Here is a 25,990-nt window from a genome sequence, read left to right as displayed (position 1 = left end):
TGTTTTGGTGTAGAGCCTGCGGATTGTTGCTATCGCACGTTGGTTTGCGAAGTCCTTTTCCGTGTGTATTTCGAGGGGGTTAACGTGGGGAATGGGAAAGGGATACTTTCTCCGACTGTGGTCTCAGCAGTCGGGGGATCATTCAGTCGTCTTCAAAAATCTGCCTATTTTCTTGGATTTATTGTTCTGCTACTGACACCTGTTTTGGGGCATGGTGCACCGGTCGATGATGCCATTCGGCAACAGAACCAGATTCAGCAGCAGCAGGAACAACGGCGTTTGGACCTGGAACGCCAGCACAGGGAGGAAATGGACAAGCCGCCCTCTGGTGAGGACTTACGCCTTCCTGAAATGCCGAAAGCCGCGCCGGATGCACCCTGCTTTACGGCCCATTCCATTGAATTGTCCGGTGCCACACTCCTCAGCAGAGCGGAAATCAACCAGCTCATAGCGCCGTATCTCGGGCAATGCCTGACCTTCAACGATGCGAACAATCTCATTCGTGACATTACCAATGCGTATATTGACAAGGGATATGTCACCACCAGAGCCGCCATTCCCGAACAGGATTTTTCCAATGGTAAACTGGTTATTCTGGTTGTCGAAGGACGGGTGGAAAGCATTGAGTTCAAGGACGGTCAGGGACGAATCCGTGAACTGAAGGCTGCATTCCCGTTGATAACCGGCGATTTCCTGAACCTGCGCGATATCGAGCAGGGGCTGGATCAGATGAACCGGCTCCCCTCCAATAACGCGAAGATGGAACTGCTCCCCGGCACGAAACCGGGCACAAGTTGTATCGTGGTCGACAATACCCCGTCTAAAACATGGCGGGCCTCCTTTGGAATGGACAACTCCGGTCAGGATTCCACCGGACGCAATCAATATCTCTTTTCCTTTTCCAAGGACAATCTGGTGGGGGTGAACGACCTGCTCAACCTCTACATGAACGCCGACTCCGATGCGTGGCTGACAGGCGAACATCAAAAGAGCGCCACTTTCAACGGGTTTTACTCCGTACCACTGGGATATTGGACCTTTTCCGGTGCGCTCAGTTACTATGATTACCGCACCACCGTTTCAAGCGGCGGTATCAATTACAGCTCATACGGGGACACGACCACGACTACCCTGTCCGCCGATCGGGTGCTTCACCGTGATGCCAACAGCAAGACCGCGCTGACGCTTTCCCATGTTCTTCGCGATACGCAGAACTATTTCAATGGCGCACGGTTGGCTTCCACCAGTCAGGTCTTGTCATCGCTTGGCGCGTCCCTGAATCACAGCCACCGGATTCTCGGCGGGTATGCTTCAGGCCAGATCGGCTACAGCCATGGCATCCCCATCCTGGGCGCAAAGCGTGACAAAAATCCTGAGCGGGATGAGCCGCGTGCTCAGTTCAGCAAATTCACCGCATACGGCAGCTTCTTCCGGCCCTTTCAACTGGGCCAAGCCAATTTTTCGTGGAACACCCAGCTTTCTGGGCAATGGGCACCACACACGCTTTACAGCTCCGAACGCATCAGTATCGGCAGCCGCTACACGGTACGTGGATTTCACGACGACAGCCTGAGCGGCGACATCGGGGGCTATGTGCGTAACGAGCTGGCTCTGACCATGCCGGATGTGAAGGCGAAATATCCAGCGACAACCCAGTGGTTGGGCCAGGTGCAGTTCTATGCCGGGTATGATTTCGGGGCAATCCGCCGCGACACGAAAGAGGCAGAAGAGCAGGGCTCGCTCCAGGGTGCTGCTCTTGGCTTCCGTACATCCGGCGGTAGCCTGATTATGGACTTTACCGTGTCACGCCCTCTGGATGCGCCAGCGTTTCTGAAAACGAGTGAACTCGAATTTTATTCTTCCATCAAATATTCTTTCTAGTTGCGGGAGTTTGTCATGCTTGAATCTTTGAAACAACTGCTGATTGCCTTCATGATCGGGCTGATTTTGTGCCCGCCTTCTATGGTATATGCTGCTGGCATCCAAGTGGACGGCGGTGCACCGGCTGCGAACCAGGCGACCATGGACGCGGCACCTAACGGTGTGCCCGTGGTCAACATTGCGACACCGCAAAACGGCATGTCACACAACATGTTTACCGACTTCAATGTCACCTCACAGGGCGTCATCCTCAACAACAGCGTCAATCCCGGCGTCTCGCAGCTCGGCGGAGTCTTGGCCCCCAACGCCAATCTCGGTGGCAGTGCGGCGAGTACCATCCTTAACGAGGTGACCGGCGGCGGGCGTTCCAGCATTCAGGGCCACACCGAGATATTCGGTCAGTCAGCCAACTATATTCTGGCCAACCCCAACGGCATTTCCATCAACGGCGGCGGGTTCATCAATACACCCAAGGCCACGCTGACCACCGGAACACCCCAGTTCAGCGGCGGCGCGTTCCAGGGTCTGGACGTTCGCGGCGGCGACATCCTTGTCGAGGGTGCGGGCATCAACACCAACAACATCGACGCCTTCGAGCTAGTCACCCGCGCGGCGCAGATCAATGCCGACATCTATGCCAAACGGCTGGACATCATCACCGGTCAGAACCGTCACAATCCTGTTTCCGGCACAACCACGCCGCTTGTCCCGGACGGTTCTGTCGTGCCTACCGTCTCCATCGATTCCGCAGCCCTTGGCGGCATGTACGCGGGCCGCATCACGCTCGTCGGCACCGAGGCGGGCGTGGGCGTCAATATCCAGGGTATTGTCCAGGCCACCGAACATCTGGAGATGACGGCGGACGGTAAGATTCAGATCAAGAATGCGGCCTCGTCTGCGCAGACCCTGGCCCTGACATCCACAAATGACAGTGTGGAAGTTTCCGGCACGGTCAAGGCGGTTGGTACAGCGACCCTGACCGGCCAAACCGTGACCGTGGCCAAGCTCGATCCGGCAGATACACCCAAGGTGAACGCGGGCAATGTCGTGATTAATGCCGGGACACTGGACAATCAGGCACTCATCGCGGGCGACAGCACCGTTGCCATCGCTGCCACCAATATCAATAACACCGGCACTATCTACTCTAGCGATACCGCCACTCTTCGTGTTGCTAACACTCTGCTCAATAATCGCGGTATTATCCTGTCCAAGAACGACATGACCCTTGAAGGCACGACAGCGGGCTTGAAAATGGGCACGCTGCAAAATGATTCGGGCTCCATCGAATCCTTGGACGGCAGCCTGACGTTCAGGGCAACGAGTTTTCATAACAACAACTCGCAATTTACCTTGGTCGAGGGTGCGGACATTCTCAAGATGGATGAAGGCTGCATGTGGTGGTACAACGATCAGGCCGGTCAGGCAACTCGGCTTTTTAATCAGTATATCGGTCCTACTCCTGCAAGCGGTATCGGCGGAAACATTATGTTCATTTATCCGCTGCAGATGGATGCCATTGGGCTGGCGGCGGACAAACATGCTTACACCCGCGCCGAGATTCAGGCAGCCATAGCCCAGACAGATGCCGAGCTGGCAATTAATCCTAACTATCTGAACGCTTCGCAAAAGGGGCAACTGAGCAGCATCAGATCATACGCAAACAACCCTCGGTATGTTTACTTCGGTCGCACCATAGGCCGTACTGACGGGTTTGCCCTTCGTGCCACCGTAACCCGCGACACCGCCACAGGCCATGATCTAGGCGGCACCATCGCGGCGCAGAACAATATCCTCATCGAAGCGGGCGATGCAAAAAACACGGTCAGCAATATAACGACCGCCACAGGCGACATTACCATAAATGCCAACACGTTTGAGAACGTGGGCAGCGGAATATACGAGCGCACGACCATCAAGTACGGGCGCGGTATTTTCCACAGTCACGAGTCGCCCAATTATATCCCCACGGGCGGCGGTACCGAGGTGTATCTCACGCCTATCGACTACGCCTACGGCACCATTGACGCGGGCAACAAGGTCACCATCTCTTCCGGGGCCGTGGCTAACGGCGTGACCGAGCGTAACGGCATCATCGTCGCGCCAGATCCGGCCACGCAGCAGCAGAAAGTGACGGACGTCACCGCCCTGACCTCTGTCATCCCGGTTAACGGTCTGTTCCGGGAGAATACGAATCCGGCGCACAACTACGCCATTGAGACAGATCCGAGTCTCACCAATCTGGACACTTTCTATGGCTCGGATTACGCCCTGACCCGCATGGGGTTCAATCCCAATGACGAGGCGAACAAGCGACTCGGCGATGCCTTTTATGAAACCCAATTGGTGCGCAATCAGATCCTTGAGCTGACCGGGCGCAGATTTTTCGAGGACGGCATCGCCACAGACACGGCCCAGATGGTCGCGCTCATGGATAACGCCATCCAGGCCAGGACTGATCTCAATCTGAGCGTGGGCCTCGCCCTGAGCGCCGAGCAGGTGGCGGCGCTCGGTGCCGATATCGTTTGGTTTGAGCGGCAGACGGTGAACGGCCAGGAAGTGCTTGTGCCGGTGGTCTACCTCGGTTCGAACAGTCTGAACCGCATCGCGCAGGGCGGCTCGGTCATCATTGGCAAGGACACCTTGATCGAGGCATCGGGTGAGGTCTTCAACCAGGGGCTGATGGTTGCGGCCAATGATATCGAGATCAATGCCGATACCATCTTCAACCGCCAGGGCACGATCTCCGGGCAGAATGTGGGGCTGACTGCCACGGATTCCGTCCGCGTCATGGGCGGCTTCATCAGGGGTGATTCTGTCGCGCTCACGGCGGGCAATGATGTCGTGATCGCCTCTGACACGGTCGAGTTCAAGGACACGGACACCACCGCCACTCAGGTCGCCATGGCCGGAAAAGTCGAGGCCGCGAACGGGCTCACCATTGAGGCTGGCCGCGATATCGGCATCCTCGGTGCAGAGGTGACCGCAGGCGGTGACGCCACGCTCAAGGCTGGTGGCAACGTCGCCATCTCCACCGTGGAAACAAAGACGCAGAGCGCGACATCCGGCTCCGGCTACAACAGCCACACTGACACCACGACCAACCGTCGCAGTGACATCAATACTGGCGGTGCTTTGACTGTCGAAGCAGGCCAGGATGTAGCGGTCCACGGTAGCCAGATCGAAGCAGACGGCAACGTTGATATTAAGGCGGGCGGCAACGTGTCCGTCACGGCAGCTACGGACAAGACCGACTTCTATTCCCACAACTCCGGCGGCGGTGGTGGCTTCTTTGGTGGCAAGAAATCCACGACCATCGATGTGAAGGAACAACGGAATGTTGCTTCCACCATCAAGTCCGGTGGCTCGGTCACGGCAGAGGCCGGGGCGAGCGGCGCGGGTAGTCTTTTGCTCCAAGGCAGCCAGATCAAGGCGACTCAAAATGTCACCCTCAAAGCTGAGGGAGACATTCAGGTCGCACCGAATCAGATTGAGAATTACGCCAAATATGAATCTACGAGCACTGGCTTCATGGGTGCAAAATCCATGACTCTTGATGAGAGCAGCACGACCACCAATGTTCGCCCGGAAATCGAGGCGGGAGAGAAGGTGGTTCTCAACGCCAAAAATGACGTCGTCCTCCAGTCCGCACGCATCAAGTCCGGCGATACCACGGAGATCATTGCCGAGGAAGGCAAGGTCGCCATGCTGGTGACCAAGGACAAGAAATATGAGCGCAAAATGGACACCGATATGGGCTTCCTCACATGGTCGTCCAGTGATGTCGGTGCCATCGACGAAACCGTCATCCACACGCTCATAGAGTCTGGCGGTGCGCTGACAATAACCACGCCCGAAGGCGTGATCGTGGAGTTCAAGGAATCCACCGGCGATGTCCGCAAGGACGCCGAACTGCTCTCCAACGTCGAAGGCCTCAAATGGATGGAAGACCTCCTTGAGCGTGACGATGTTGACTGGGTGGCAGTTCAGGAAATCCACGATTCATGGGATAAATCGGACGGTGGCCTCGGCGCGGGCGGGATGCTCATCATCGCTCTCATCGCGTCTGCGGTGACGGCGGGTGCGGCGTCAGGTTTGGCTTTGGCAGCGACTGGACTCGAATTTGTTACGATCAACGGGGTTTCGACGCTCGCAGTCGCTGGCTCCAATGGGGCGATCCTGGCCAGCAGCATGGAAATGGCGATGTATACAGCCATCTCTGCCGGGGTTACGTCTCTCAGTGCTCAGATATCTGTCAGCCTTGTCGATGCTGCCGCAGGTGGCGATCTGGGCAACAACCTATCCGGCATTGCTTCCATCGACGGTCTGCGCTCCCTGGCTGCCACCATGATCATGGCCGGGACGCTCAGTACCTATGCCGGTGACTTTGCTAAAATGGGCGCTCCCGGCGAAATCATGGCAAAGACAACCGTAAAAACTCTTACAAGCACCATAGTCGGCGGCGAAGACCTTGAGCAATCCTTCCGCACTGCTCTGGGTTCCACCTTTGCAAGCTACGCAAAAGGTGAGATAACCTCCAATCAGTTGAACGATACGGTCAATCTCATCCTCACCGGCGCAACCGGCGCAGCTGGCTCAGCCATTGCAGGCGGCGATCCCATGCAGGGAGCCTTGAGTGCCATTGTGGCTGAACTTGCGGATCAGATCAAAGCTCCGGATTTGACGGAAGAGCAGAAGGCTGAAGCCAAACCGTATGCAGAGGCAAGCAAGGCTGTGTATGGAGATGGCGATAAGCTGCCTGAAAATCTTGAGGAAGTAGATTTGGCTGCTAAGGGAATAAAGTCAGAAATCATGGAGACTACCAGCTCGGGCTTACAGTCTAGGCTGTATCAGAACAAAGGTTCATCCGGGTGAAGCGTACTTTTGACAAAATGAAGGGACATGGCGTCCAACCGATTATCACACCAATGAAAATCGGGAGGATGAACCGCCATGTCCACGAGTCTTCTGTACCATGCCTTCGGACTGCAAGGCTATGACTACATCCGGCAGTCGTATGTCGCCGGGAGTTTGATTTTTTCTGTCCGGCCAAAGCCCAAGATGGTTATTTGCTCTTGCTGCGGGAGTCGCGATGTCCTTCGACGGGGCCAGTCGGAGCGATGGCTACGAACGGTTCCCATCGGTTTCAAGCCAGTATGGCTTGCCATCGAAGTTCCTCGGGTGGAATGCAGAGCCTGTGGCTGTGTTCGTCGAATCGACATCAAGATAGCCGAGCCCAGACGCTGGTACACCAGAGCTTTCGAGCGTTTTGCGTTGGCCTTGAGCAAGGTGATGACGATGCTTGATGTCTCAAATCTGCTTGGCATTGGCTGGGATGGGGTCAAGGACATCCTCAAACGCCATCTGCAAGTTCGCTTCGGTAGACCGCGACTATCCAGGCTCAAGTACATCGCCATCGACGAGATCAGCGTCCGCAAGGGGCACAAGTACCTGAGCCTGGTCATGGACCTGCAAAGCGGTGCTGTCGTGTTCGTTGGAGACGGTAAGGGAGCCGATGCGCTGATTCCGTTTTGGGCACGACTGAAGCGTTCACGGATCAAAATCCGTGCTGTGGCAACGGATATGAGTACTGCCTACATCGGATCGGTGTTGGAGAACCTGCCTGGGGTGCCCTTGGTTTTTGACCATTTCCATGTGGTCAAGCTGATGAACGACAAACTCACTGAGGTCCGGCGCAAACTCTACCAAGAGCTAAGCTGCACGCTGGCCAGGAACGTGCTCAAGGGTAGCCGGTGGATTCTGCTGAAGAACCCGGAGAACCTGAACAAGGAGCGGGGCGAGGATGGTCGGCTTGAGGAGGCGTTGCGGATGAACGAGCCGCTGGCCAAGTCCTACTACCTCAAGGAGGATCTGCGGCAGATATGGAACCAGGCAGACAAGATGGCAGCAGAAGGCTTTCTGCAAGGCTGGATAGAACGGGCAATGGAGTCAGGAATTGGCCCATTGATGCAGATGGGCAAAACCATGGCAGCATATCGCTCCGGCATCCTCGCCTGGTACGACCACCCCATCTCATCGGGGCCAATGGAAGGAACGAACAACAAGATCAAAACGCTCAAGCGTCAAGCCTACGGCTACCGCGATCTGGAATTCTTCAAGCTCAGAATCATGGGCATTCATGAAGCGAAGTACGCTTTAGCCGGATGACCCTTCTTTTCCTGGTCCTCCAAGGATGAATGCAATGTCGACGAGACCGCCCAATACACCGAAATCAACGCAGCTGGCGGCCTGACCATCACCTAAAGGCCTCCCTAACTCTTCAGAAATTAGGGAGATGCCCCCTTAATTCCCCACCTTTAATACCCCGACACCAATTATCTACGTCCCCAAAAGGCTCGGCTTGGCCGGGTCTTTTCTTTGATGTAGAGATAGACATGGGTGTGCCTCTAGCCCAACTTACAAATCCATCTCCGCACCATGTTGCTTAAGCCACTCCTTACGTTCTCGATAATCCGGAAGAATCTTATCCACTACATTCCAGAAGGCATCTGTGTGGCGTGGCTGAATGAGGTGGGCAAGTTCGTGGACGACGATGTAGTCGATTATCGTGATCGGGGCCATCATACACTTCCAATGGAAATTGAGAGCACCGTTCTCTGAACATGATGCCCAGCGGTGATGTAGTTCCATGACTCTGATCTCTGAAGGCTGCACATCAAGCATTTTTTGGTACAGGTGACCTTCCCCCCGTTTGGTATCCCAGCTATAAGTTTGTGACTCCGGCAAAGGAGATCACGAAGATGAGAAAGAGCAGGTTCACGGAAGAGCAGATCATCGGGCTTTTAAAGCAGGCGGAGGCTGGACGTCCTGTGGCAGAACTGTGCCGCCAGATCGGCATCACGGACACGACGTTCTACAAGTGGCGCAGCAAATTCGCGGGCCTTGAGGTATCCGAGGCCCGACGGTTGCGGCAGCTTGAGGAAGAGAATCGGCGCCTCAAGGGCCTTGTGGCCGATCAGGCGCTTGACATACAGGTGCTCAAAGAGGTGCTGGGCCGAAAATGACTGAGCCCGCCCTTCGCCGTCATGCCGCACGCCAGATTATTGAGGTGTACGGCTACTCCGAGCGGCGGGCTTGTCAATTGACCGACCTCAATCGCAGGACGTTGCGGCGCGTCCCTTCGCCAGATCGCGATAAGGATCTTCGCATGCGATTACGCGAGCTAGCCGAGGAGCGTAGGCGGTTCGGATGCCCCCGACTCTATCTGCTGCTGCGCCGCGAGGGTCTGGTGGTGAACCACAAGCGCGTTGAGCGGCTGTACAGGGAAGAGGCACTGTCGTTGCGCTTGCGGCCAAAGCGCAAGCGCCAGAGCCACCTGCGGGTGGTCCAACCCGCGCCCACAGGCCCAAATGAGCAGTGGGCCATGGACTTCGTGAGTGACAGCCTGGACAATGGCCGCAGAATCAAGGTGCTGACGATCATTGACCTGTGGGACCGCCGCTGCCCCAAGCTCGAAGCGGACTCATCGATTCCGGGCGAGGGCGTGGTCCGGGTGCTGGAGCAATTGCGCCAGCGCGGCGAATACCCGAAGCATCTGCGTTCTGACAATGGGCCAGAGTTCACGGGTAGGGCCCTGGATCAGTGGGCGACCAGCGTGGGGGTGCAGTTGGAATTCATCCGGCCTGGCAGGCCGATGGAGAATGGGCATGTGGAGAGCTTCAACGGCAAATTCCGTGAGGAGTGCCTGAACGCCCATGCGTTCCAGTCACTCGCAGAGGCTAGGGACATCCTCGAGGCGTGGAGGCAGGACTACAACACAGCCCGACCACACAGCGCACTTGGCGGATTGGCCCCAGAGGAATACGGAAGAACCATGAATGAAGAAAACCGGACCAGCCAGAACCCAAACTTACGGGTGGTATACTCGGCGGGGTAAGGTCACAGGGCCACCCGCTCTGGGATTCTGTCCTTACCTCTTTCTCGATAGAATTCTTTGAAGGCCTCATGGGGAGAGACAGTCTTGCCATTCTTCTTGGTGCGCAGGCAGAAGAACCCATTCTTTAACATGAGAGGCTTACGCTGTTCTTCTACGAACATGAGGCGGTAGGAGCGACCAAGGTAAAGGAAACCTTCACCACTGACGAACTCGCGTTGGATACGGGTAGCGTTCAGGTCAGTCCACTCCGCAAGGCTTTTGTAGATCCAGTACCGCTTGCTTTCGATGAGGGTATCTACGTCATTGTCGGAAAGTTCGTCTGGTACGATCAGCGAAACCGAGCCATCCCTTTCAATATGGATACTGGCAGTCTTCCTCTTCCTGCGGGTGAGGATATACTCTATGTCCTTGTAGGTTGGCATTGCTGTTAGTCGTCTTTCTCTTCGACCAGTGCGAGGAGGTCACCATGTCGGATTTTGGCTAATGCAACCAGCTTGGTGACAATCAGATCCAGCTTACCAAAGATTTCATTGATACCACTTGTGGCAAGGGCTTCATTCAGTTTTCCTTTTAGCTCACGGAATTAAGGGGACACCTCCCTAATTATTCAGGGGCTTCGGTCGGAATGGACGCCCCTGCCGAGACCTGCGACTCCGCCAGCATCGGCATGGGCAAAGACTCCGGCTCCACCGCCTGGGTGAACCAGCAGACCTCCATCATCGGCAAGGAACAAGTCGATATCAGCGTAAAAAACGGGGACACCATCCCAATTCTTTCTTCTTTCTTTCGGGTTTCTTTAGTCGCCAATCGACACCGAGGCCATTACCTCTCTTAACAACTTTATTACTTGCTAAAGAGCTTTATTACTCACTTAAAAACTTTATTACTCTCCCACAATAGGTAGGCCCATAAGAACATTCGTTTACGACAGGTGTAAAGTCCCCGTAAACTAGGTCCATTGCCAAGTAGAGACTTCTGGCCCAAAATGGGACAGGAGTTTTGTATGCGTAAATCGAAGTTCAGTGAGTACCAGATCGTCAAGATCCTGAAGGCAGTGGAAGGCGGACGGACTGTCGTCGATGTCTGCCGCGAGCACGGCGTGAGCAGCGCCACGTACTACAAGTGGAAGTCAAAGTATGGCGGCATGGAGGCATCCGATATCCAACGGATGAAGGATCTCGAAGCGGAGAACCGTAAGCTCAAGCAGATGTTCGCCGACCTCAGCCTGGAAAACATGGCGCTCAAGGATGTAATCGAAAAAAACTCTGAGGCCAGTTCAACGCAAGGAAGTTGTCACGCACATGGTCAACGCGTTTGAGCTGAGCTCGCGCAAGGCCTGCGCGGCCATGGGCATCAGTAGGAGCTACTACGCCTACAAGCCGCACCCGCGGGACGATAGCGATGTCATCGCAGCCTTGACTGAACTGGCCGAGAAAAAGCCTACATGGGGCTTCAGTAAACTTTTCAACGTCCTTCGACAGCAGGGCAAGCCCTGGAACCACAAGAAGGTTTGGAGGGTTTACTGCCTCTTGAAAATGAACCTGAAGCGCAAGGCCAAGAAGCGGCTTCCGCAAGCCTCTCGGACGGCAGTGGCCCAGCCGCTTGCGCCAAACCATTGCTGGTCGATCGATTTCATGCGGGACACCCTTTACAGCGGTCGCGTCTTCAGGACTTTCAACGCTGTAGATGATTACAACCGTGAGGCCTTGGCCGTGGAAATCGATACCAATATGCCAGCAGGAAGAGTGGTAAGGGTGCTGGATCGGGTCGCCGAAGAGCGTGGCTGCTATCCCGAAAGGTTGCGAATGGACAATGGTCCGGAGTTCTCGGGGACTGTCATGGCGGCCTGGGCAGAATCGCATGGCGTGAATCTGGAGTTCATTCAGCCTGGCAAGCCCACCCAGAACTCATACATCGAGCGGTTCAACCGGACCTACAGAGAAGAAGTGCTTGATTTGTACGTGTTCAACAGCCTGAGCGAAGTTCGGGCCATTACGGAGGACTTTATCCGTGAGTACAACGAGGGACGTCCTCATGAATCCCTGGGGAATATGTCGCCGATAAATTTTGCTGCCCAGAGGGCAGGGGGTACCCCCTGCCCTCTGGGCAACCCCCCCGAAAACTGTCGGGAGTCTCTACCGTTAACTGGCCCTATGAAAGGGGACTTTACACAGGTATTATCTTCTTCACTTGGCTCGTGAGTTGTGAAAGTATACATGATGCTTCAGACTCATCAAGGGAGTTTTTCATGTCGGATTATGACGTAATAGTGGTCGGAGCAGGGCCTGCGGGGACATGTACGGCGATCCATGCAGCCCGACAAGGATTGCACGTTTTGCTGCTCGATCAAAAGAAATTTCCGCGGGAAAAAACTTGCGGTGACGCCTTGTCCTCCCTGGCAATCGCAGAATTAAACTCTCTGGGGCTTTTGCCTCGCCTCCTAGAAATTCCCCATACCCCTGTTCAGAAAATTACTTACCACGGAGCCGATACTAGTTCCGTTACAGTGCCGATTCTCAAGATTGATGACACCGCATCAGAGGCGGGCATCATCTGCCGGAGGATTCTCCTCGACGCTCTCTTGATGGAAATTGCGGCCGAAGAGGAAGTTGAGGTCGTCGACTGGTGCCGGATAACTGAAGTGCTGGTCAAAGGCGGGCAAGCATACGGAGTGAAGGGTGAACGTGGTGGCGGTCGCGGAGTGTCCTGGACCGCCAAGGTCGTGGTCGGTGCCGACGGCAGTGATTCCCTCGTGGCAAGGCAGATGAACATGCCCAGATACCCTGAGTATCGCGCCCTGGCTGTCCGTGGTTATTTTCGCCAAGTGCTTGGCATACGGGGCAACATTGAAGTCCATTTTCCGGAAGAAGTGCTTCCTGGTTACGTCTGGTTCCATCCCACAGAAACGAGTCAGACCAATGTCGGGTTGACCATTCCCATGGATGTAGTCAAGGACACCAATATCAAGCCCAAGCAAGCGCTCAAGCGTGCGCTGGCCTCTCCCGAATTGAAGGAACGGTTCGCCTTTGCGGAACAGATGGGTGAGATTGAAGCGGGTGTCTTGCCGGTGGGGAATCCCATACGGGAGATTCATGGAAACGGTTTTATTCTCGTAGGTGATGCCGCCGGGCTGGTCAATCCATGTAGTTCTGACGGAACAACCAATGCCATCATCTCTGCTCGAATCGCCGGAGAAGTCCTTGCCAAAACCTGTAAGGGCGAGAGCTGGGATGAGGCTGCCTTACGTGAATACCCATATTATTTATGGAAGGAGATCGGACCTTCACTTGAAATGGGTGGACGTCTTCTGGGTTTGAGAACCCCTAAGGCCATTGGCAGTTTGATCCGTAGTGCGTCTCGCCGTCCGCACAATGCCGGATGGATATCCGGTGTTCTTCTTGGATCTGCCTTACCCTCTACAGATCTGGACGATTTCCTGTCGTACATCAATTTCTTCTCCAAATAATTCCCCGATAGCTGTGCCACTCCCGGCCCAGTACGCACACATCTTCACTGTTTTTGGGTCAGGTCTGGCACAGTCTGATCTTTTTTCTTAGACTCATTTCCCACTATTAACCACACGCAATAACTAAACTAAAAGCAGTGATCCTTCGTGGGGTCTCTTGCGGCACGTCTTTTGATGTAGTCCCGGTGTCAAGCATAGAACCGGGAGGTCATCATGAAAGAGACGTTACGTCACTACTTGAATCCGTTGCACATCTATTGCCGCATGAAAAGTTGCGGAATGCCCAACGCCACCGCCAGGAATCTGTGCGGAATGTATGAGCGGATCTACTCCTGGATTCTCTAACTGTTAACGAAAACATCGAAGGGAGGCACCATGCCGAAACGTAAGGAACTTGCAAACGCCATTCGCGCCCTGAGCATGGACGCCATCCAGAAGGCCAAATCCGGACATCCCGGCGCTCCCATGGGCATGGCCGACATCGCCGAAGTGCTCTGGAACGATTACATGGTCCACAATCCTGCCAACCCCGACTGGGCCAATCGTGATCGCTTTGTTTTATCCAATGGCCACGGGTCGATGCTGCTTTACTCGCTGCTTCATCTGAGTGGGTATGACGTCACCATCGACGATATCAAGAACTTTAGACAACTCCACTCCAGGACGCCGGGACACCCTGAATATGGGATGACACCCGGCGTGGAGTCCACTTCCGGTCCGCTCGGACAAGGCATTGCGTGTGCCGTAGGCATGGCTGTGGCGGAAAAAGTGTTTGCGGCCCAGTTCAACAGGGACGGACACTCCATCATGGATCACCACACCTATGTCTTCATGGGGGATGGGTGCATGATGGAAGGCGTCTCCCATGAAGCCTGCTCTCTGGCTGGGACGCTGAAGCTGGGCAAGCTTTTCGCTTTTTACGACGACAACGGTATCTCCATCGACGGCTGTGTTGACGGTTGGTTCACCGATGATACTCCCGGACGGTTTGAAGCCTATGGATGGCATGTCGTCCGTGACGTCGATGGACATGATGCCTCATCCATCAAGGCGGCCATTGAAGAGGCCAGAGCAAATAAGGACAAGCCAAGCCTGATCTGCTGCAAGACTGTCATCGGACAGGGCGCGCCCAATATCTGCGGCTCCGAGAAATGTCACGGTTCCCCCCTCGGGAATGATGAAATAGCCTGTGCACGCGAGAACATGGATTGGCCCCATCCTCCTTTTGAAATTCCGAAGATGATCTATTCCAGATGGAGCGCAAAGGGGAATGGATTCATGGCCGAAGACAGTTGGAACGCTCGCTTTAAGGAGTATGAAAAGGCCTACCCGCATCTGGCGACCGAGTTTACTCGTCGCATGACGGGAACGCTGCCTGAAGATTTTGCATCTCATACATCCAATTTTATCGATTCCGTCGATGTCAAAGCTGAGAGTCTGGCTACCCGCAAGTCCTCACAGAATGCCATTGAAGGTCTTGCGCCGGTCCTTCCTGAATTCTTCGGAGGGTCGGCAGATCTGGCTGGGTCGAACCTGACTCGATGGTCCGGCTCTAAGACGGCTTCCTCTGCTGAGTGGGATGGCAACTACATGAACTACGGTGTCCGTGAATTCGCTATGTCCGTGATGATGAACGGTATGTCCCTGCACGGCGGTTTCATCCCGTATGGCGGCACATTCCTCGTATTTTCCGATTATGCGCGAAACGCCATGCGCATGTCTGCATTGATGGGACTGAAGGTCCTCTACGTGATGACCCATGATTCCATCGGTGTTGGTGAGGATGGGCCGACCCACCAACCGGTCGAGCATGTCGCCTCCCTGCGGCTCATCCCCAACATGGACGTGTGGCGCCCCTGTGACAGCGTCGAAACTGCCGTGGCATGGGAGCAAGCTGTCACACGAGGTGACGGACCATCCACACTGGTCATGTCCCGACAGAATCTCCCGTACCAATCAAGGTCAACAGAGACCATGGACCAGATTTCACGGGGTGGCTATGTCTTACGGGATTGCGACGGGACCCCGGATGCTATTCTTATAGCGACCGGTTCCGAGGTAGGGTTGGCCGTGGAGGCTGCCATGACCCTGGAGTCCAAGGGGACGCAGGTCCGTGTCGTTTCTATACCTTGCGTCGAAGCCTTTGATCGGCAGGATCAGGCCTACCGCCGCGCTGTCCTGCCGCCGCGTGTCACGGCCCGTGTCGCGATTGAGGCCGGAACCACCCTTGGTTGGTATCGCTATGTAGGCCTGAACGGAGCTGTCATGGGAATTGATCGTTTCGGCGAATCCGCTCCGGGCAATGAGCTCTTCGACTACTTCGGCTTTACGCCCGACAACGTGATGGCGCTGGTTGAACAGGTGATGGAAAAAACAAGTATGGCTGCCTGATGTGATCTTGTGAATCGTAATAGGGGAAGACAATGCTGAAAATGACCGAACTCGATCTCATGGGAAAACGAGTGCTGATGCGGGAAGACTTCAATGTCCCCATCAACAATGGGATTATCACAAGTGACAAGCGACTACGTGCTGCCCTGCCGTCAATTCGCACGGCACTCAATCGCGGGGCTATGGTGATACTCATGTCTCATCTTGGGAGACCCACGTCTGGTGTTTTCGAAATGAGATTGTCTCTTGAACCCGTCGCAGACCGGTTGTCTGAACTCCTTGGTATTCCTGTCAGGTTCGAGCGTGATTGGGCCCACGGGCTCGAACCGCATCCGGGCGAAGTCATCATGGTCGAAAATGTCCGTTTCCTTCCGGGGGAGATGTCGAACGACCATGAACTTGGCAGAGCCATGGCTTCCTTGTGCGATGTGTTTGTCATGGACGCATTCGGAACGGCCCACCGGGCTCAGGCGTCCACATATGCTGTAGCACAATACGCGCCACAGGCTTGCGCCGGTCCGCTTCTCGTGCAGGAGCTGAAGGCATTGAAACAGGGTCTTGAGAATCCAGAGGCCCCGATCGTGGCCGTTGTGGGCGGATCAAAAGTCTCGACAAAACTTACGGTCCTCAAATCACTACTCCCTATGGTGGATAAACTCATCGTCGGCGGCGGTATCGCCAACAACTTCATCGCCGCTGCAGGGTTTGATGTCTGCTCGTCACTCTTTGAACAGGACTTGGTTCAGGCCACACGGGAGCTGATGGATGAAGCCGAGATGCTCGGTGTTGAGATTCCGATCCCCCTTGATGTCGTCTGCGCAAGGGAGTTTTCGCAGACTGCGACTCCGATTCTCCGTTCCGTCAACCGCGTTGCTGCCAACGAAATGATCCTCGATATTGGCCCGATGACCTCTTCTCTCTACTCCAGAATTCTTGAAGAAGCCGGGACCATTGTCTGGAACGGACCTGTAGGCGTGTTCGAATTTGACCAGTTTGGACAGGGGACAAGAAATCTTTCGCTGTCCATAGCCGAAAGCCCGGCTTTTTCCATTGCCGGAGGTGGCGATACCCTTGCCGCTATAGAAAAGTATAACGTATCCGAAATGATAACATATATCTCCACGGGTGGCGGAGCCTTTCTTGAATTTTTGGAAGGGAAGACACTTCCGGCTGTGAGCATACTTGAAACACGGGCTCATCAATAAATATTATGAAAAATACTCTTCGACGTACCAAAATCGTGGCAACCCTTGGACCGGCAACTTCTGATAGGGCAACCCTGCGCAATCTGATCCAGGCTGGCGTCGATGTTGTCAGGCTCAATTTTTCTCATGGCACTGCGCAGGATCATATCCAAATGGCTGTTCGAGTTCGTGAACTGGCGTCCGAGTTGAACCGAACCGTTGGCGTATTGGCCGACCTGCAGGGGCCAAAGATCAGGATTCGAGGATTTGAATCCGGTTCTGTCGTTTTAAAAGAAGGTCAATCATTCATCATTGATCCCTCTGTTGCCGTACAGAACGGCACTTCGAATAGGGTCGGCATAACGTACCCATCGCTGGCCGAGGATGTATCATCTGGCACGATCCTTCTTCTTGATGACGGCAAATGCATCCTCGAAGTTGACGATATCCTCGGCAACCAAGTCCGTTGCATTGTAATCACAGGCGGCGTCCTATCCGGTGGCAAAGGCGTCAACGTGCTGTCCGGCGGTCTTTCTGCCGGGGCGCTCACGGATAAGGACCGGGAGGACATGACGGCTGTGGCGACCATGCAGGCCGATTATCTTGCACTTTCCTTTGTTCGCAACGCAGCCGATGTAGACGAAGCCAGGGATATTCTCGCAGGGCTTGGTTGGCACGGCTCAATTCTTGCCAAGATCGAAAGGGCCGAAGCACTGGAATACATCGAAACGATCATTATGGTTTCTGACGGAATCATGGTGGCCCGCGGCGACCTTGGTGTGGAAATCGGCGATGCCAAATTGCCCGCCGTACAAAAGATGCTCATCAAGCGAGCCCGAAGCCTCAATCGCGTGGTTATCACCGCCACGCAGATGATGGACTCGATGATTACCAATCCTATACCCACACGGGCCGAGGTGTTCGATGTAGCCAATGCCGTCCTGGACGGCACTGACGGTGTCATGCTGTCGGCAGAGACGGCTGTTGGTAAATATCCGGTAGAAGTGGTTGCGGCAATGGACGTCATCTGCCTTGAAGCGGAGAAACAGGAACAGGTAAGACATTCGCGACACAGGGTGGACATGGAATTTACTCATGTTGACGAGACCGTCGCCATGTCGGCCATGTATGCGGCCAATCATACTGAGACTGTGGCCATCGGAGCCTTCACCGAATCGGGCGGGACGCCGCTTTGGATGTCCAGGATCAGTTCAGGCATTCCAATTTTTGCCCTGTCCCAAAATGAACAAACCCGTCGTAGGGTCTCGCTGTACCGGGGAGTGTATCCAATCAATTTCAACCCGGCCTCGGTCTGCGCATCACAGCAGCATGAAGCTGCTGCGGCTGAACTGGTCAGGCTCGGCGTGGTCAAGCCCGGTGATCTCGTGATTACAACAAGCGGTGACACTGCCGGAGAGCGTGGTGGAACAAACTCCATGCGCATCTGTAGAGTCGAAAAATACACACGGTAACCAACAGGAGGATACTCCCATGGCTCTTATTTCTTTGAGACAACTTTTGGACCACGCCGCGACAAACGGCTACGGCGTGCCCGCATTCAACGTCAACAACATGGAACAAATCCGGGCAATTATGGAGGCAGCGGTTGAAACAGACAGCCCGGTCATCCTGCAAAGCTCTGCAGGAGCCAGAAAATACGCAGGGTCGACCTTTCTTCGTCACCTCATCCAAGCAGCAATCGAGGAGTGGCCCTCCACTCCTGTCTGCCTACATCTTGATCATGGTGCTTCGCCGGGTTTATGCGTTCAGGCCATTCAGAACGGGTTCAGCTCCGTCATGATGGATGGATCCCTTATGGAAGATTCAAGCACGCCGTCGAGCTATGAGTATAATGTCGCTGTAACGAGAAAGGTCGCTGACATGGCTCATGCCTGCGGTGTCTCTGTTGAGGGCGAACTCGGCGTGTTGGGCTCTTTGGAAACAGCGACTGCCGGAAAGGAAGACGGCGTGGGAGCCGAGGGGAAGCTCAGTCGTGAACAGATGTTGACCGACCCAGATCAAGCCGCCGACTTTGTAGCAAAAACCCATGTGGACGCCCTAGCCATCGCTATCGGCACCAGCCATGGCGCATACAAGTTTTCTTCTCCGCCGTCAGGCGAGGTTCTCTCCATTGACCGCGTCAAGGAGATCCATGCCCGCATACCAGACACCCATCTGGTCATGCATGGCTCGTCTTCCGTTCCCCAGGAATGGCTCAAGATCATAAACGAATACGGCGGAGACCTCGGACAGACTTACGGTGTTCCCGTGACCGAGATTCAAGAGGGGATCAAGCACGGTGTTCGCAAGGTCAACATCGATACCGACTTGCGTCTTGCCGCCACAGGTGCGGTTCGCAAACACTTGGTGGAGAATCCCGGTAACTTCGATCCCCGCAAGTTCCTGACCGAGGCAACCAAAGCCATGAAAGAGGTCTGCCGCTCACGCTTTCTGGCCTTCGGATCGGCCGGTTGGGCACACTCCATCAAGCCATCCACACATGAAGGCATGGCTGCTGGCTATGCCAAAGGCGCCTATGCTCCGCTTGCCAATACCCAACAATGAGGAGTGATCATGAGTAATCTGAACACAGTCATTATATCTCCATCTCTTTTGTCGTCTGATTTCAGTCGGCTGGCCGAGGAGCTCTCCTCGCTTGAACAGGCAGGAGTAGAATGGGTTCACTGGGATGTCATGGACGGAAACTTCGTCCCCAACATCACCTTCGGGCCACCAGTTATCGGTCGTTGTCGCAAGGTGAGCAATCTCTTCTTCGATGTCCACCTGATGATCGATAAACCCGGTCGATATATCCAGGAATTTGTCGATGCCGGAGCCGATCTTATTTGCGTGCACGCCGAATCCGAAATCCATCTTGAGCGGACCGTGGCCGAGATCGCTAGGCTTGGCGCACGACCGGCCGTTGCTATCAATCCGCATACGCCGCTGAGCGTCGTCCAACATCTGCTTCCGCAGCTCTATATGGTTCTGATTATGAGCGTGAACCCCGGATTCGGAGGCCAGTCGTTCATCCCCTTTTCCATTGATAAGATCAGGGGCCTTTCTCACATGATCAAGCTGACCGGGGCAGACACCCTGATTCAGGTGGATGGAGGTGTCACTCCTGATAATGTTGCCGAACTGCATCAGGCAGGGGCTGATGTCTTTGTCTCAGGCTCAGCGTTCTTTGGCCATCCTCCATACGATGAGAGACTCAAAACATTCATGGCAGCGGCCTGCTCACCGTCTTCGAAGGCAGGAAACACCTCCACGGCAACGTGCGGATGGGGCGCAATTCAAAGTGAACGGGGAAAATCAGGAGATGAGCGGTAGCTACTGGTCCGGAAAGAGATGATACACCCGAAGACAACGATTAAGTTACTGGAATAAATTGATATAAACTAGATTTATATTTTTTTAGAGATGGGGTCAAACCGTCTACCCAGCGGGAAATGCCATTGAAAGAGTATTCGATCTGAAAAAAGCCCTGATGAACTATGTTCATCCAATACGGGCAAAGCGATGGCGGTGATTGCTGCCAGGGAGACCAACATGAGCATCAGGATAGGCATCAATGGATTCGGACGCATCGGGCGTTATCTTGCCAGACTTCTTGTCAATGAAGACGGGTATGAACTCGTTGTGGTCAATGCCCGGGCCGACAATGCGCAATTGGCGCATCTGCTCAAGTACGATTCCGTCCACGGCCGCTTTGCCGAAGATGTGGAAGCTAATGAAAACGGATTCACCATCAATGGTCATCAGGTTGTCGTCACGCGCGACAAACCCGGCGAATGGAGCTGGGGAGCCTGGGATGTCGACATCGTTATCGAAAGCACCGGAGCTTTCCGTGATCGTCTCAGCTGTGAACAGATGATCGACTGTGGTTGTCATAAGGTCATTGTCAGTGCACCTAGTTCTGATTGTGACGCGACCATCGTCATGGGCGTCAACGACCACCAACTTAAATTATCAGATACTATCATTTCAAACGCATCCTGCACGACCAACTGTCTGGCCCCAGTGGCCAAGATCCTTCACGAGACTTTCGGCATTGAGCACGGGCTCATGACCACCATCCATTCATATACGATGAGCCAGCGTATTCTGGACGGGACACACAAGGATTTGCGTCGGGCCAGAGCCGGAGCAGTCAATATGCTGCCGACGACCACCGGGGCGGCGCGCGCCGTGACACAGGTCATTCCAGAACTCGAAGGCAAGCTGGACGGCATGGCTGTCCGAGTGCCTACGCCCAATGTATCGCTGGTGGATTTCGTGGCCAATGTCGGTCGTGATGTCTCTGTCGCCGACGTCAACGCGGCGTTTAAGTCGGCGTCGGAAGGGGCGCTCCTGAATGTCATGGGCTATACCGAACTGCCGCTCGTATCCACCGATTACATTGGGTCGACCTACGGCGGTGTTGTTGATGGTCTATGTACGTCCGTGATGTCCTCCAGAATGGTCAAGTGCATCATCTGGTACGACAATGAATCGAGTTTCACCAACCAGCTTCTCCGTCTCATTCGCAAGGTAGGAGCAACTCTATAGAAAACCGAGGTACCGCATTCCCGAACATTCGGCGTTGGCGCGGTCCCTTCAAGACCCGCCATTCGGCGGAGGGAATATGTGGAAAGACACCAAGATACAGGTCCTGGTTGCAGGTTCGGGGAAGACATGTGCCCCGTTCATGAAGGCGGTCAAGGATGTGCACGGTGTCGAGATTGTCTGTCTGCTGGATATGCAGGCAGATCCGTCGAGCATAGCGCTCGCAAAAGACATCGGCATCCCCTTGGTCAACGCGTTACCTTCCTTTGGCAATGCTCGCAATCTGGATGTCATCGTCAACGCCTCACGCAATGAGGCTGTCACTGAACATATCAGGATGTACAAGGCTGAACACGTCATAATTCTGGAAAAGGCTGCCGCCAGGCTCGTCCGTCTCCTGACGGTATCCATACGCAAGGAAGCCAGGTTTCGAGATCGTTATCGCGCTGCCAAGCGGGAAATCGATCAGCGAACAGGTGGGGAGACCATCATCATCGGCAAGTCCCCTCAGATGTATGAAATATCTGATCTCATCGAACGGGTTGGACCGACCCCGACAACCGTCCTTCTCCTCGGTGAGACGGGCGTGGGGAAGGACCTGATCGCCCGAGCCATTCATCAGCAAAGCCATCTGAAAAGTCGGCCGTATATATCTATCAACTGTACGGCACTGACCTCTTCGCTCATGGAAAGTGAACTCTTTGGATACAAGAAGGGTGCCTTTACCGGAGCCGAGAGCGATCGCAAGGGATTGTTCGAGGAAGCGGACGGCGGGACTCTTTTCCTGGATGAAATCGGGGATATGTTGCCAGAGCTTCAGGCCAAACTGCTGCGTTTCCTTCAGACAGGCGAGATCCGTCCTGTCGGCAGTACCGAGATAAAGATCGTTGATGTAAGAGTCATTGCAGCCACAAACAGAGATCTTGAATATGCCATGAACAACGAGACCTTCCGTCGTGATCTCTTCTACAGATTCAATACGTTCACCATCGAAATCCCTCCGCTTCGTGAACGGATGATGGATATCCCGTATCTGGTCTATCACCTCATCACCAAGGCCGAAGCAAAGCTGAACAAGAAGTTGTGCGGTATAACTGATGATGCAATGGAATGCATGAGTCGGTACGATTGGCCGGGCAACGTCAGGGAACTTGAAAACGTCATCGAACGGGCCGCTATCTTGTGTAAGGATGATGTCATCAGGCCTGAAGATCTGGCCTTACGCATCGATGGTTCAAGTGCTTTCAGTTGTCCCATTGGCAAGTCAGTTCCTCCACCTTCTGATACAGGAGACGTCTTCCAGTCCAAGAAGGATCAGGTCATGGAGAACTTCGAGAAAAAGGAGCTCATGCGTTTTCTCGACAAGGCTGGAGGAAATGTAAGTGAGGCGTCTAGGATCTCGGGGGTTCCTCGTCGCACTTTCTATAGAAAGATGAATAAATACGGGATTTAAGTGAATGGCATGTTTTCTCGAACGACACGACAATCAGTGCACTATGATATGCACACGCACTCGGACCGCTCAAGGGAGAGTAAGATACCTGGCAGATTGCTGCTGAGTCTGGCCAAGCAGAACGGCTTGCAGGGCATCGGGATTTGTGAGCAGGACGCCTTCCCGGACGAGACGCTCTATGCACACGCGGCGAAACTTCGCCTGCGGCTGGCGCTGGGCATCGAATTTTCATGCAAAGACTCCCAAATCATAGGTTTCGGTATGGACTTTTCCTATACGCAACGGAAGGCCCTAGAAAAGCACTTTGCTCTCATAAAAAAGCAGATGGATGAGATCGTCTCGCTGTTTGTCGACCGTCTCCATGTCTGGGATTCCACCGTCAACCTGGAGAGGGTCGCGGCTTTTGCCGGTAAGGCCCCACATCCGACATTTGTCCTGCAATACCTGGTTCAGGAACGCCGGATGTTCCCATCCCTGCTAAACGCACTGCAATTCATTGCCGATGAGAATCTCGATCGGGATATGTCTCTGGCTGACCCATTTCATCCTGTCGAGGTCGTCGACTTGATTCACAGAGCAGGTGGCATCGCCATATGGGCTCACCCGATGATGACTCCCCTCGAGAGGCAGCAGCCCCTCATGGCAAAACTGGTCGCGGCGGACCTTGATGCGGTGGAGGTTGTCTATCCCTATAGGGAGAATGGGTATTTCGGCACTGAAAGCAATGAAGTGCTGCAGGCCAGGACACTGTCACTGACCAAGAACGTCGAGATACTCTTTTCCGGTGGCTCGGATTGCAAATATCCGGTCAGCCCGTTTGATGGTCTTCGCCCGATGCTCCCCGGAGAGTATGGTATCACCTCACAGGAAGCGGATCTTTTCGGTTCTGTATTTCAGTGACTTGTGCCATGCGCGGCACACTTACCAACTGACAGCTCACCCTATTGAGACTTCCACGGCACATGGTGACGCCATGATCACAAAACGATTGTGCCATAACACTCCATAATAATGCACTTATTCGTATTATAATGCGATTTGTTCCATGTGGCACGGGAGTTGTAATTACAAGGTCATGGATACGGCCACATCGCAGGCCGAAAACCTCTCCGAGGGAGAGGCAAGGGAATTGACTGCAATCAATCAAGTGACCGCAATTCACCATCCCTTGTCTCTCTTTCAAAACAGTAAGAAGAACAACCTTTGTGGGAGAAAACAAATATGACTAGAAGACAGCCGGACAGAAATCTTGCCCTGGACCTTGCACGTGTTACTGAAGCCGCCGCGCTTGCCTCGGCACGTTGGCTTGGACTCGGGAACAAGGAAGATGGGGATGGCGCCGCCGTTGATGCTATGCGCATCAGTTTCAACGCCATGGCCATCAATGGGCGGGTTGTCATCGGCGAAGGGGAAAAGGATGAAGCCCCCATGCTCTATAATGGAGAATCAGTTGGTTCAGGCGTGGGCCCTCGAATGGACATTGCCGTTGATCCAGTCGAGGGCACACGCCTTCTCGCCCATGGACGTCCCAATGCCATCTCTGTGGTGGCCATGACCCCGGAGGGAAGCATGTACAGCCCGGGGCCAGCCTTCTACATGAAAAAACTGGTTGTCCCGCCTGAAGCAGCGGGCATGGTCGACATCGAGGAACCGGTGGAGCGCACGCTCCGAAAGGTGGCCCAATCCCTGAACAAGGAGGTCAGAGACCTCGTAGTGTTCGTCCTGGACAAGGAACGTCATCAAGACCTCATTGCCGACATTCGAACAGCCGGTGCTCGTATTCAACTACATACTGACGGAGACGTGGCCGGTGCGCTCATGGCCGTGATTCCTGACACCGGCATAGACGTTATGATGGGTACAGGCGGCACTCCGGAAGGGGTTCTGGCCGCAGTCGCAATTCGCGTACTCGGCGGTGAGATGCAGGCCATGCTCGACCCACAGTCAGAAATGGAAAGGGAGCGAGTTCTGGAAGACGGTCGCGATCTCAAACAGGTCCTCAAGATGGACGACTTGGTAAGTAGCGATGACATCTTCTTTGCAGCCACAGGCATTACCGATGGAGTCTTCCTCAAGGGCGTCGACTTCACGGGCAAGGGGGCGAAGACCACATCGCTGGTCATGCGAGGCCTAACCGGCACCGTACGCAAGATCGAATCGAGCCATCGCTTCGATAAGCTCATGCGCATCAGTTCCATCGATTACGACTAAAACAGTATTTTAAGCAATAAAAGGAGAATCCCATGCAGCGCAACAGACCGATACTGCTTGGTATAGTGGGCGATTCAGCCGCCGGGAAAACCACCATCTCGGCCGGTATCGAGAAGATTTTGGGCCCGGATAGGGTCACGAACATCTGTTCGGACGATTATCATAAGTTCAATCGGGTGCAACGGGCTGAAAAAAACATTTCCGCCCTACATCCTGACTGCAATTACATCGACATTATGCAGCATAATTTCTACCAACTGCGTCGTGGGGAGGCAATTCTCAAGCCCGTCTACAACCACCACACAGGTGACTTCGATCCACCGGTTTACATTGAGCCCAAGGAATTTGTCATCGTCGAGGGACTGCTTGGTTTCTACACCAAAAAGATGCGTGACGCATTTGATGTCAAAATCTACCTTGATCCCGACGAGGAACTTCGGGTGGACTGGAAGTTCAAACGGGATACGGTCAAGCGTGGCTATACCCGTGATCAAGTGCAGGCTTCCCTCGACAAGAGGATCGACGTTTCAACCAACTACATCAGGCCGCAACGGAAGTTTGCTGATATCGTCTGCAACTTCTACCGCCCGGATGGGGCTGAGGAAGAGACCGGCACCAATCTCAACACGAACCTCATTCTGAGGCCGACTATTCATCACCCGGACTTTGCCGAGTTCATCGACCATCGCCCGGGAACCAAGGAGAAGTGCCTTACCTTTACCCTGGGGCGCGATGAGGGGCTGCCCGTTGATATCCTTCAGATCACCGGCAATATCAAGCAAATGACCGCGGAAACGCTCATGGACATTATCATCGACCATCTGGACAAGTGTGACGACCTGACTATCGACGGTGTCGGCTGCTACTTCGAAGGCGATGAGGAGAAAACAAGTTATCCCCTTGGCATCACGCAATTGTTGACCTGCTACCACCTGATGAACGCCAAAATGAACGCATAA

General features: G+C 54.4%; 18 protein-coding genes and 1 pseudogene. 17 read left to right on the top strand and 2 right to left on the bottom strand.

Annotation, left to right across the window (positions count from 1 at the left end; all coding sequences use genetic code 11):
* The first annotated feature begins 117 nt into the window (after nucleotides 1-117).
* The 3 genes from DAES_RS12890 (at nucleotide 118) to DAES_RS12880 (ending at nucleotide 8,049) form a co-directional block, all read left to right on the top strand.
* Complete coding sequence (locus DAES_RS12890) at nucleotides 118-1,881, top strand: ShlB/FhaC/HecB family hemolysin secretion/activation protein (RefSeq protein ID WP_013515469.1); 1,764 nt, start codon at nucleotides 118-120, stop codon at nucleotides 1,879-1,881.
* Between the two features lie 15 nt (nucleotides 1,882-1,896).
* Nucleotides 1,897-6,756, top strand: a complete 4,860-nt coding sequence (locus DAES_RS12885; protein WP_013515468.1) for a two-partner secretion domain-containing protein — start codon at nucleotides 1,897-1,899, stop codon at nucleotides 6,754-6,756.
* Between the two features lie 78 nt (nucleotides 6,757-6,834).
* On the top strand, nucleotides 6,835-8,049 hold the full coding sequence (locus DAES_RS12880) for an ISL3 family transposase (RefSeq protein ID WP_013515467.1): 1,215 nt from the start codon (nucleotides 6,835-6,837) through the stop codon (nucleotides 8,047-8,049).
* A gap of 249 nt (nucleotides 8,050-8,298) precedes the next feature.
* Here DAES_RS12880 and DAES_RS12875 read toward each other — a convergent pair whose 3' ends face one another.
* On the bottom strand, nucleotides 8,299-8,565 hold the full coding sequence (locus DAES_RS12875; protein WP_269077514.1) for a M48 metallopeptidase family protein: 267 nt from the start codon (nucleotides 8,563-8,565) through the stop codon (nucleotides 8,299-8,301).
* Between the two features lie 77 nt (nucleotides 8,566-8,642).
* Between DAES_RS12875 and DAES_RS12865 the strand changes: the two genes are divergently transcribed.
* Nucleotides 8,643-9,778, top strand: a protein-coding gene (locus tag DAES_RS12865; RefSeq protein WP_157864856.1) for an IS3 family transposase whose coding sequence is annotated in 2 segments (ribosomal slippage) — nucleotides 8,643-8,898 and nucleotides 8,898-9,778 — 1,137 coding nt in all. Because the reading frame shifts where the segments join, the coding sequence is not laid out codon by codon here.
* Nucleotides 9,779-9,780: 2 nt separating this feature from the next.
* Here the strand turns inward: DAES_RS12865 and DAES_RS12860 are convergent.
* Nucleotides 9,781-10,200, bottom strand: coding sequence for a M48 family metallopeptidase (locus DAES_RS12860; protein ID WP_083808656.1), 420 nt, complete (start codon nucleotides 10,198-10,200; stop codon nucleotides 9,781-9,783).
* Between the two features lie 203 nt (nucleotides 10,201-10,403).
* Here DAES_RS12860 and DAES_RS17665 point away from each other — a divergent pair, with 203 nt between their 5' ends.
* The 13 genes and pseudogenes from DAES_RS17665 to DAES_RS12795 all read left to right on the top strand — a co-directional run bounded on the left by DAES_RS17665 (nucleotide 10,404) and on the right by DAES_RS12795 (nucleotide 25,990).
* Entirely contained in the window at nucleotides 10,404-10,613 is a 210-nt protein-coding gene (locus DAES_RS17665; RefSeq protein ID WP_157864863.1) for a hypothetical protein, read from the top strand.
* A 168-nt stretch (nucleotides 10,614-10,781) separates the two neighbouring features.
* Nucleotides 10,782-11,856, top strand: a pseudogene (locus DAES_RS12850) (IS3 family transposase); the annotation flags it as partial.
* A 170-nt stretch (nucleotides 11,857-12,026) separates the two neighbouring features.
* Entirely contained in the window at nucleotides 12,027-13,244 is a 1,218-nt protein-coding gene (locus DAES_RS12845; protein ID WP_013515465.1) for an NAD(P)/FAD-dependent oxidoreductase, read from the top strand.
* A 375-nt stretch (nucleotides 13,245-13,619) separates the two neighbouring features.
* Entirely contained in the window at nucleotides 13,620-15,635 is a 2,016-nt protein-coding gene (gene tkt / locus DAES_RS12840) for a transketolase (protein ID WP_013515463.1), read from the top strand.
* 32 nt (nucleotides 15,636-15,667) lie between these two features.
* Nucleotides 15,668-16,840: a phosphoglycerate kinase gene (locus DAES_RS12835; RefSeq protein WP_013515462.1), complete on the top strand. Its 1,173-nt coding sequence runs from the start codon at nucleotides 15,668-15,670 to the stop codon at nucleotides 16,838-16,840.
* Between the two features lie 5 nt (nucleotides 16,841-16,845).
* Nucleotides 16,846-18,291 carry a pyruvate kinase gene (pyk, locus tag DAES_RS12830; RefSeq protein ID WP_013515461.1) on the top strand — a complete coding sequence of 482 codons (1,446 nt, stop codon included), beginning with the start codon at nucleotides 16,846-16,848 and terminating at the stop codon, nucleotides 18,289-18,291.
* Nucleotides 18,292-18,310: 19 nt separating this feature from the next.
* Nucleotides 18,311-19,384 carry a class II fructose-bisphosphate aldolase gene (gene fba / locus DAES_RS12825; RefSeq protein ID WP_013515460.1) on the top strand — a complete coding sequence of 358 codons (1,074 nt, stop codon included), beginning with the start codon at nucleotides 18,311-18,313 and terminating at the stop codon, nucleotides 19,382-19,384.
* Nucleotides 19,385-19,393: 9 nt separating this feature from the next.
* Nucleotides 19,394-20,152 carry a ribulose-phosphate 3-epimerase gene (gene rpe / locus DAES_RS12820; protein ID WP_013515459.1) on the top strand — a complete coding sequence of 253 codons (759 nt, stop codon included), beginning with the start codon at nucleotides 19,394-19,396 and terminating at the stop codon, nucleotides 20,150-20,152.
* 219 nt (nucleotides 20,153-20,371) lie between these two features.
* Nucleotides 20,372-21,370: a type I glyceraldehyde-3-phosphate dehydrogenase gene (gene gap, locus DAES_RS12815; RefSeq protein ID WP_013515458.1), complete on the top strand. Its 999-nt coding sequence runs from the start codon at nucleotides 20,372-20,374 to the stop codon at nucleotides 21,368-21,370.
* Nucleotides 21,371-21,446: 76 nt separating this feature from the next.
* Entirely contained in the window at nucleotides 21,447-22,820 is a 1,374-nt protein-coding gene (locus tag DAES_RS12810) for a sigma-54 interaction domain-containing protein (RefSeq protein ID WP_013515457.1), read from the top strand.
* A 96-nt stretch (nucleotides 22,821-22,916) separates the two neighbouring features.
* Nucleotides 22,917-23,720 carry a hypothetical protein gene (locus DAES_RS12805; protein ID WP_041271441.1) on the top strand — a complete coding sequence of 268 codons (804 nt, stop codon included), beginning with the start codon at nucleotides 22,917-22,919 and terminating at the stop codon, nucleotides 23,718-23,720.
* Nucleotides 23,721-24,041: 321 nt separating this feature from the next.
* Nucleotides 24,042-25,031, top strand: coding sequence for a class II fructose-bisphosphatase (glpX, locus tag DAES_RS12800; RefSeq protein WP_013515455.1), 990 nt, complete (start codon nucleotides 24,042-24,044; stop codon nucleotides 25,029-25,031).
* 32 nt (nucleotides 25,032-25,063) lie between these two features.
* Nucleotides 25,064-25,990 (top strand): phosphoribulokinase, encoded by a 927-nt coding sequence (locus DAES_RS12795; protein WP_013515454.1) that lies wholly within the window; start codon nucleotides 25,064-25,066, stop codon nucleotides 25,988-25,990.

It is taken from the genome of Pseudodesulfovibrio aespoeensis Aspo-2 (assembly GCF_000176915.2).
In the GTDB taxonomy this organism is placed as follows: domain Bacteria; phylum Desulfobacterota; class Desulfovibrionia; order Desulfovibrionales; family Desulfovibrionaceae; genus Pseudodesulfovibrio; species Pseudodesulfovibrio aespoeensis.
This window is presented reverse-complemented; position numbering and strand designations above follow the sequence as displayed.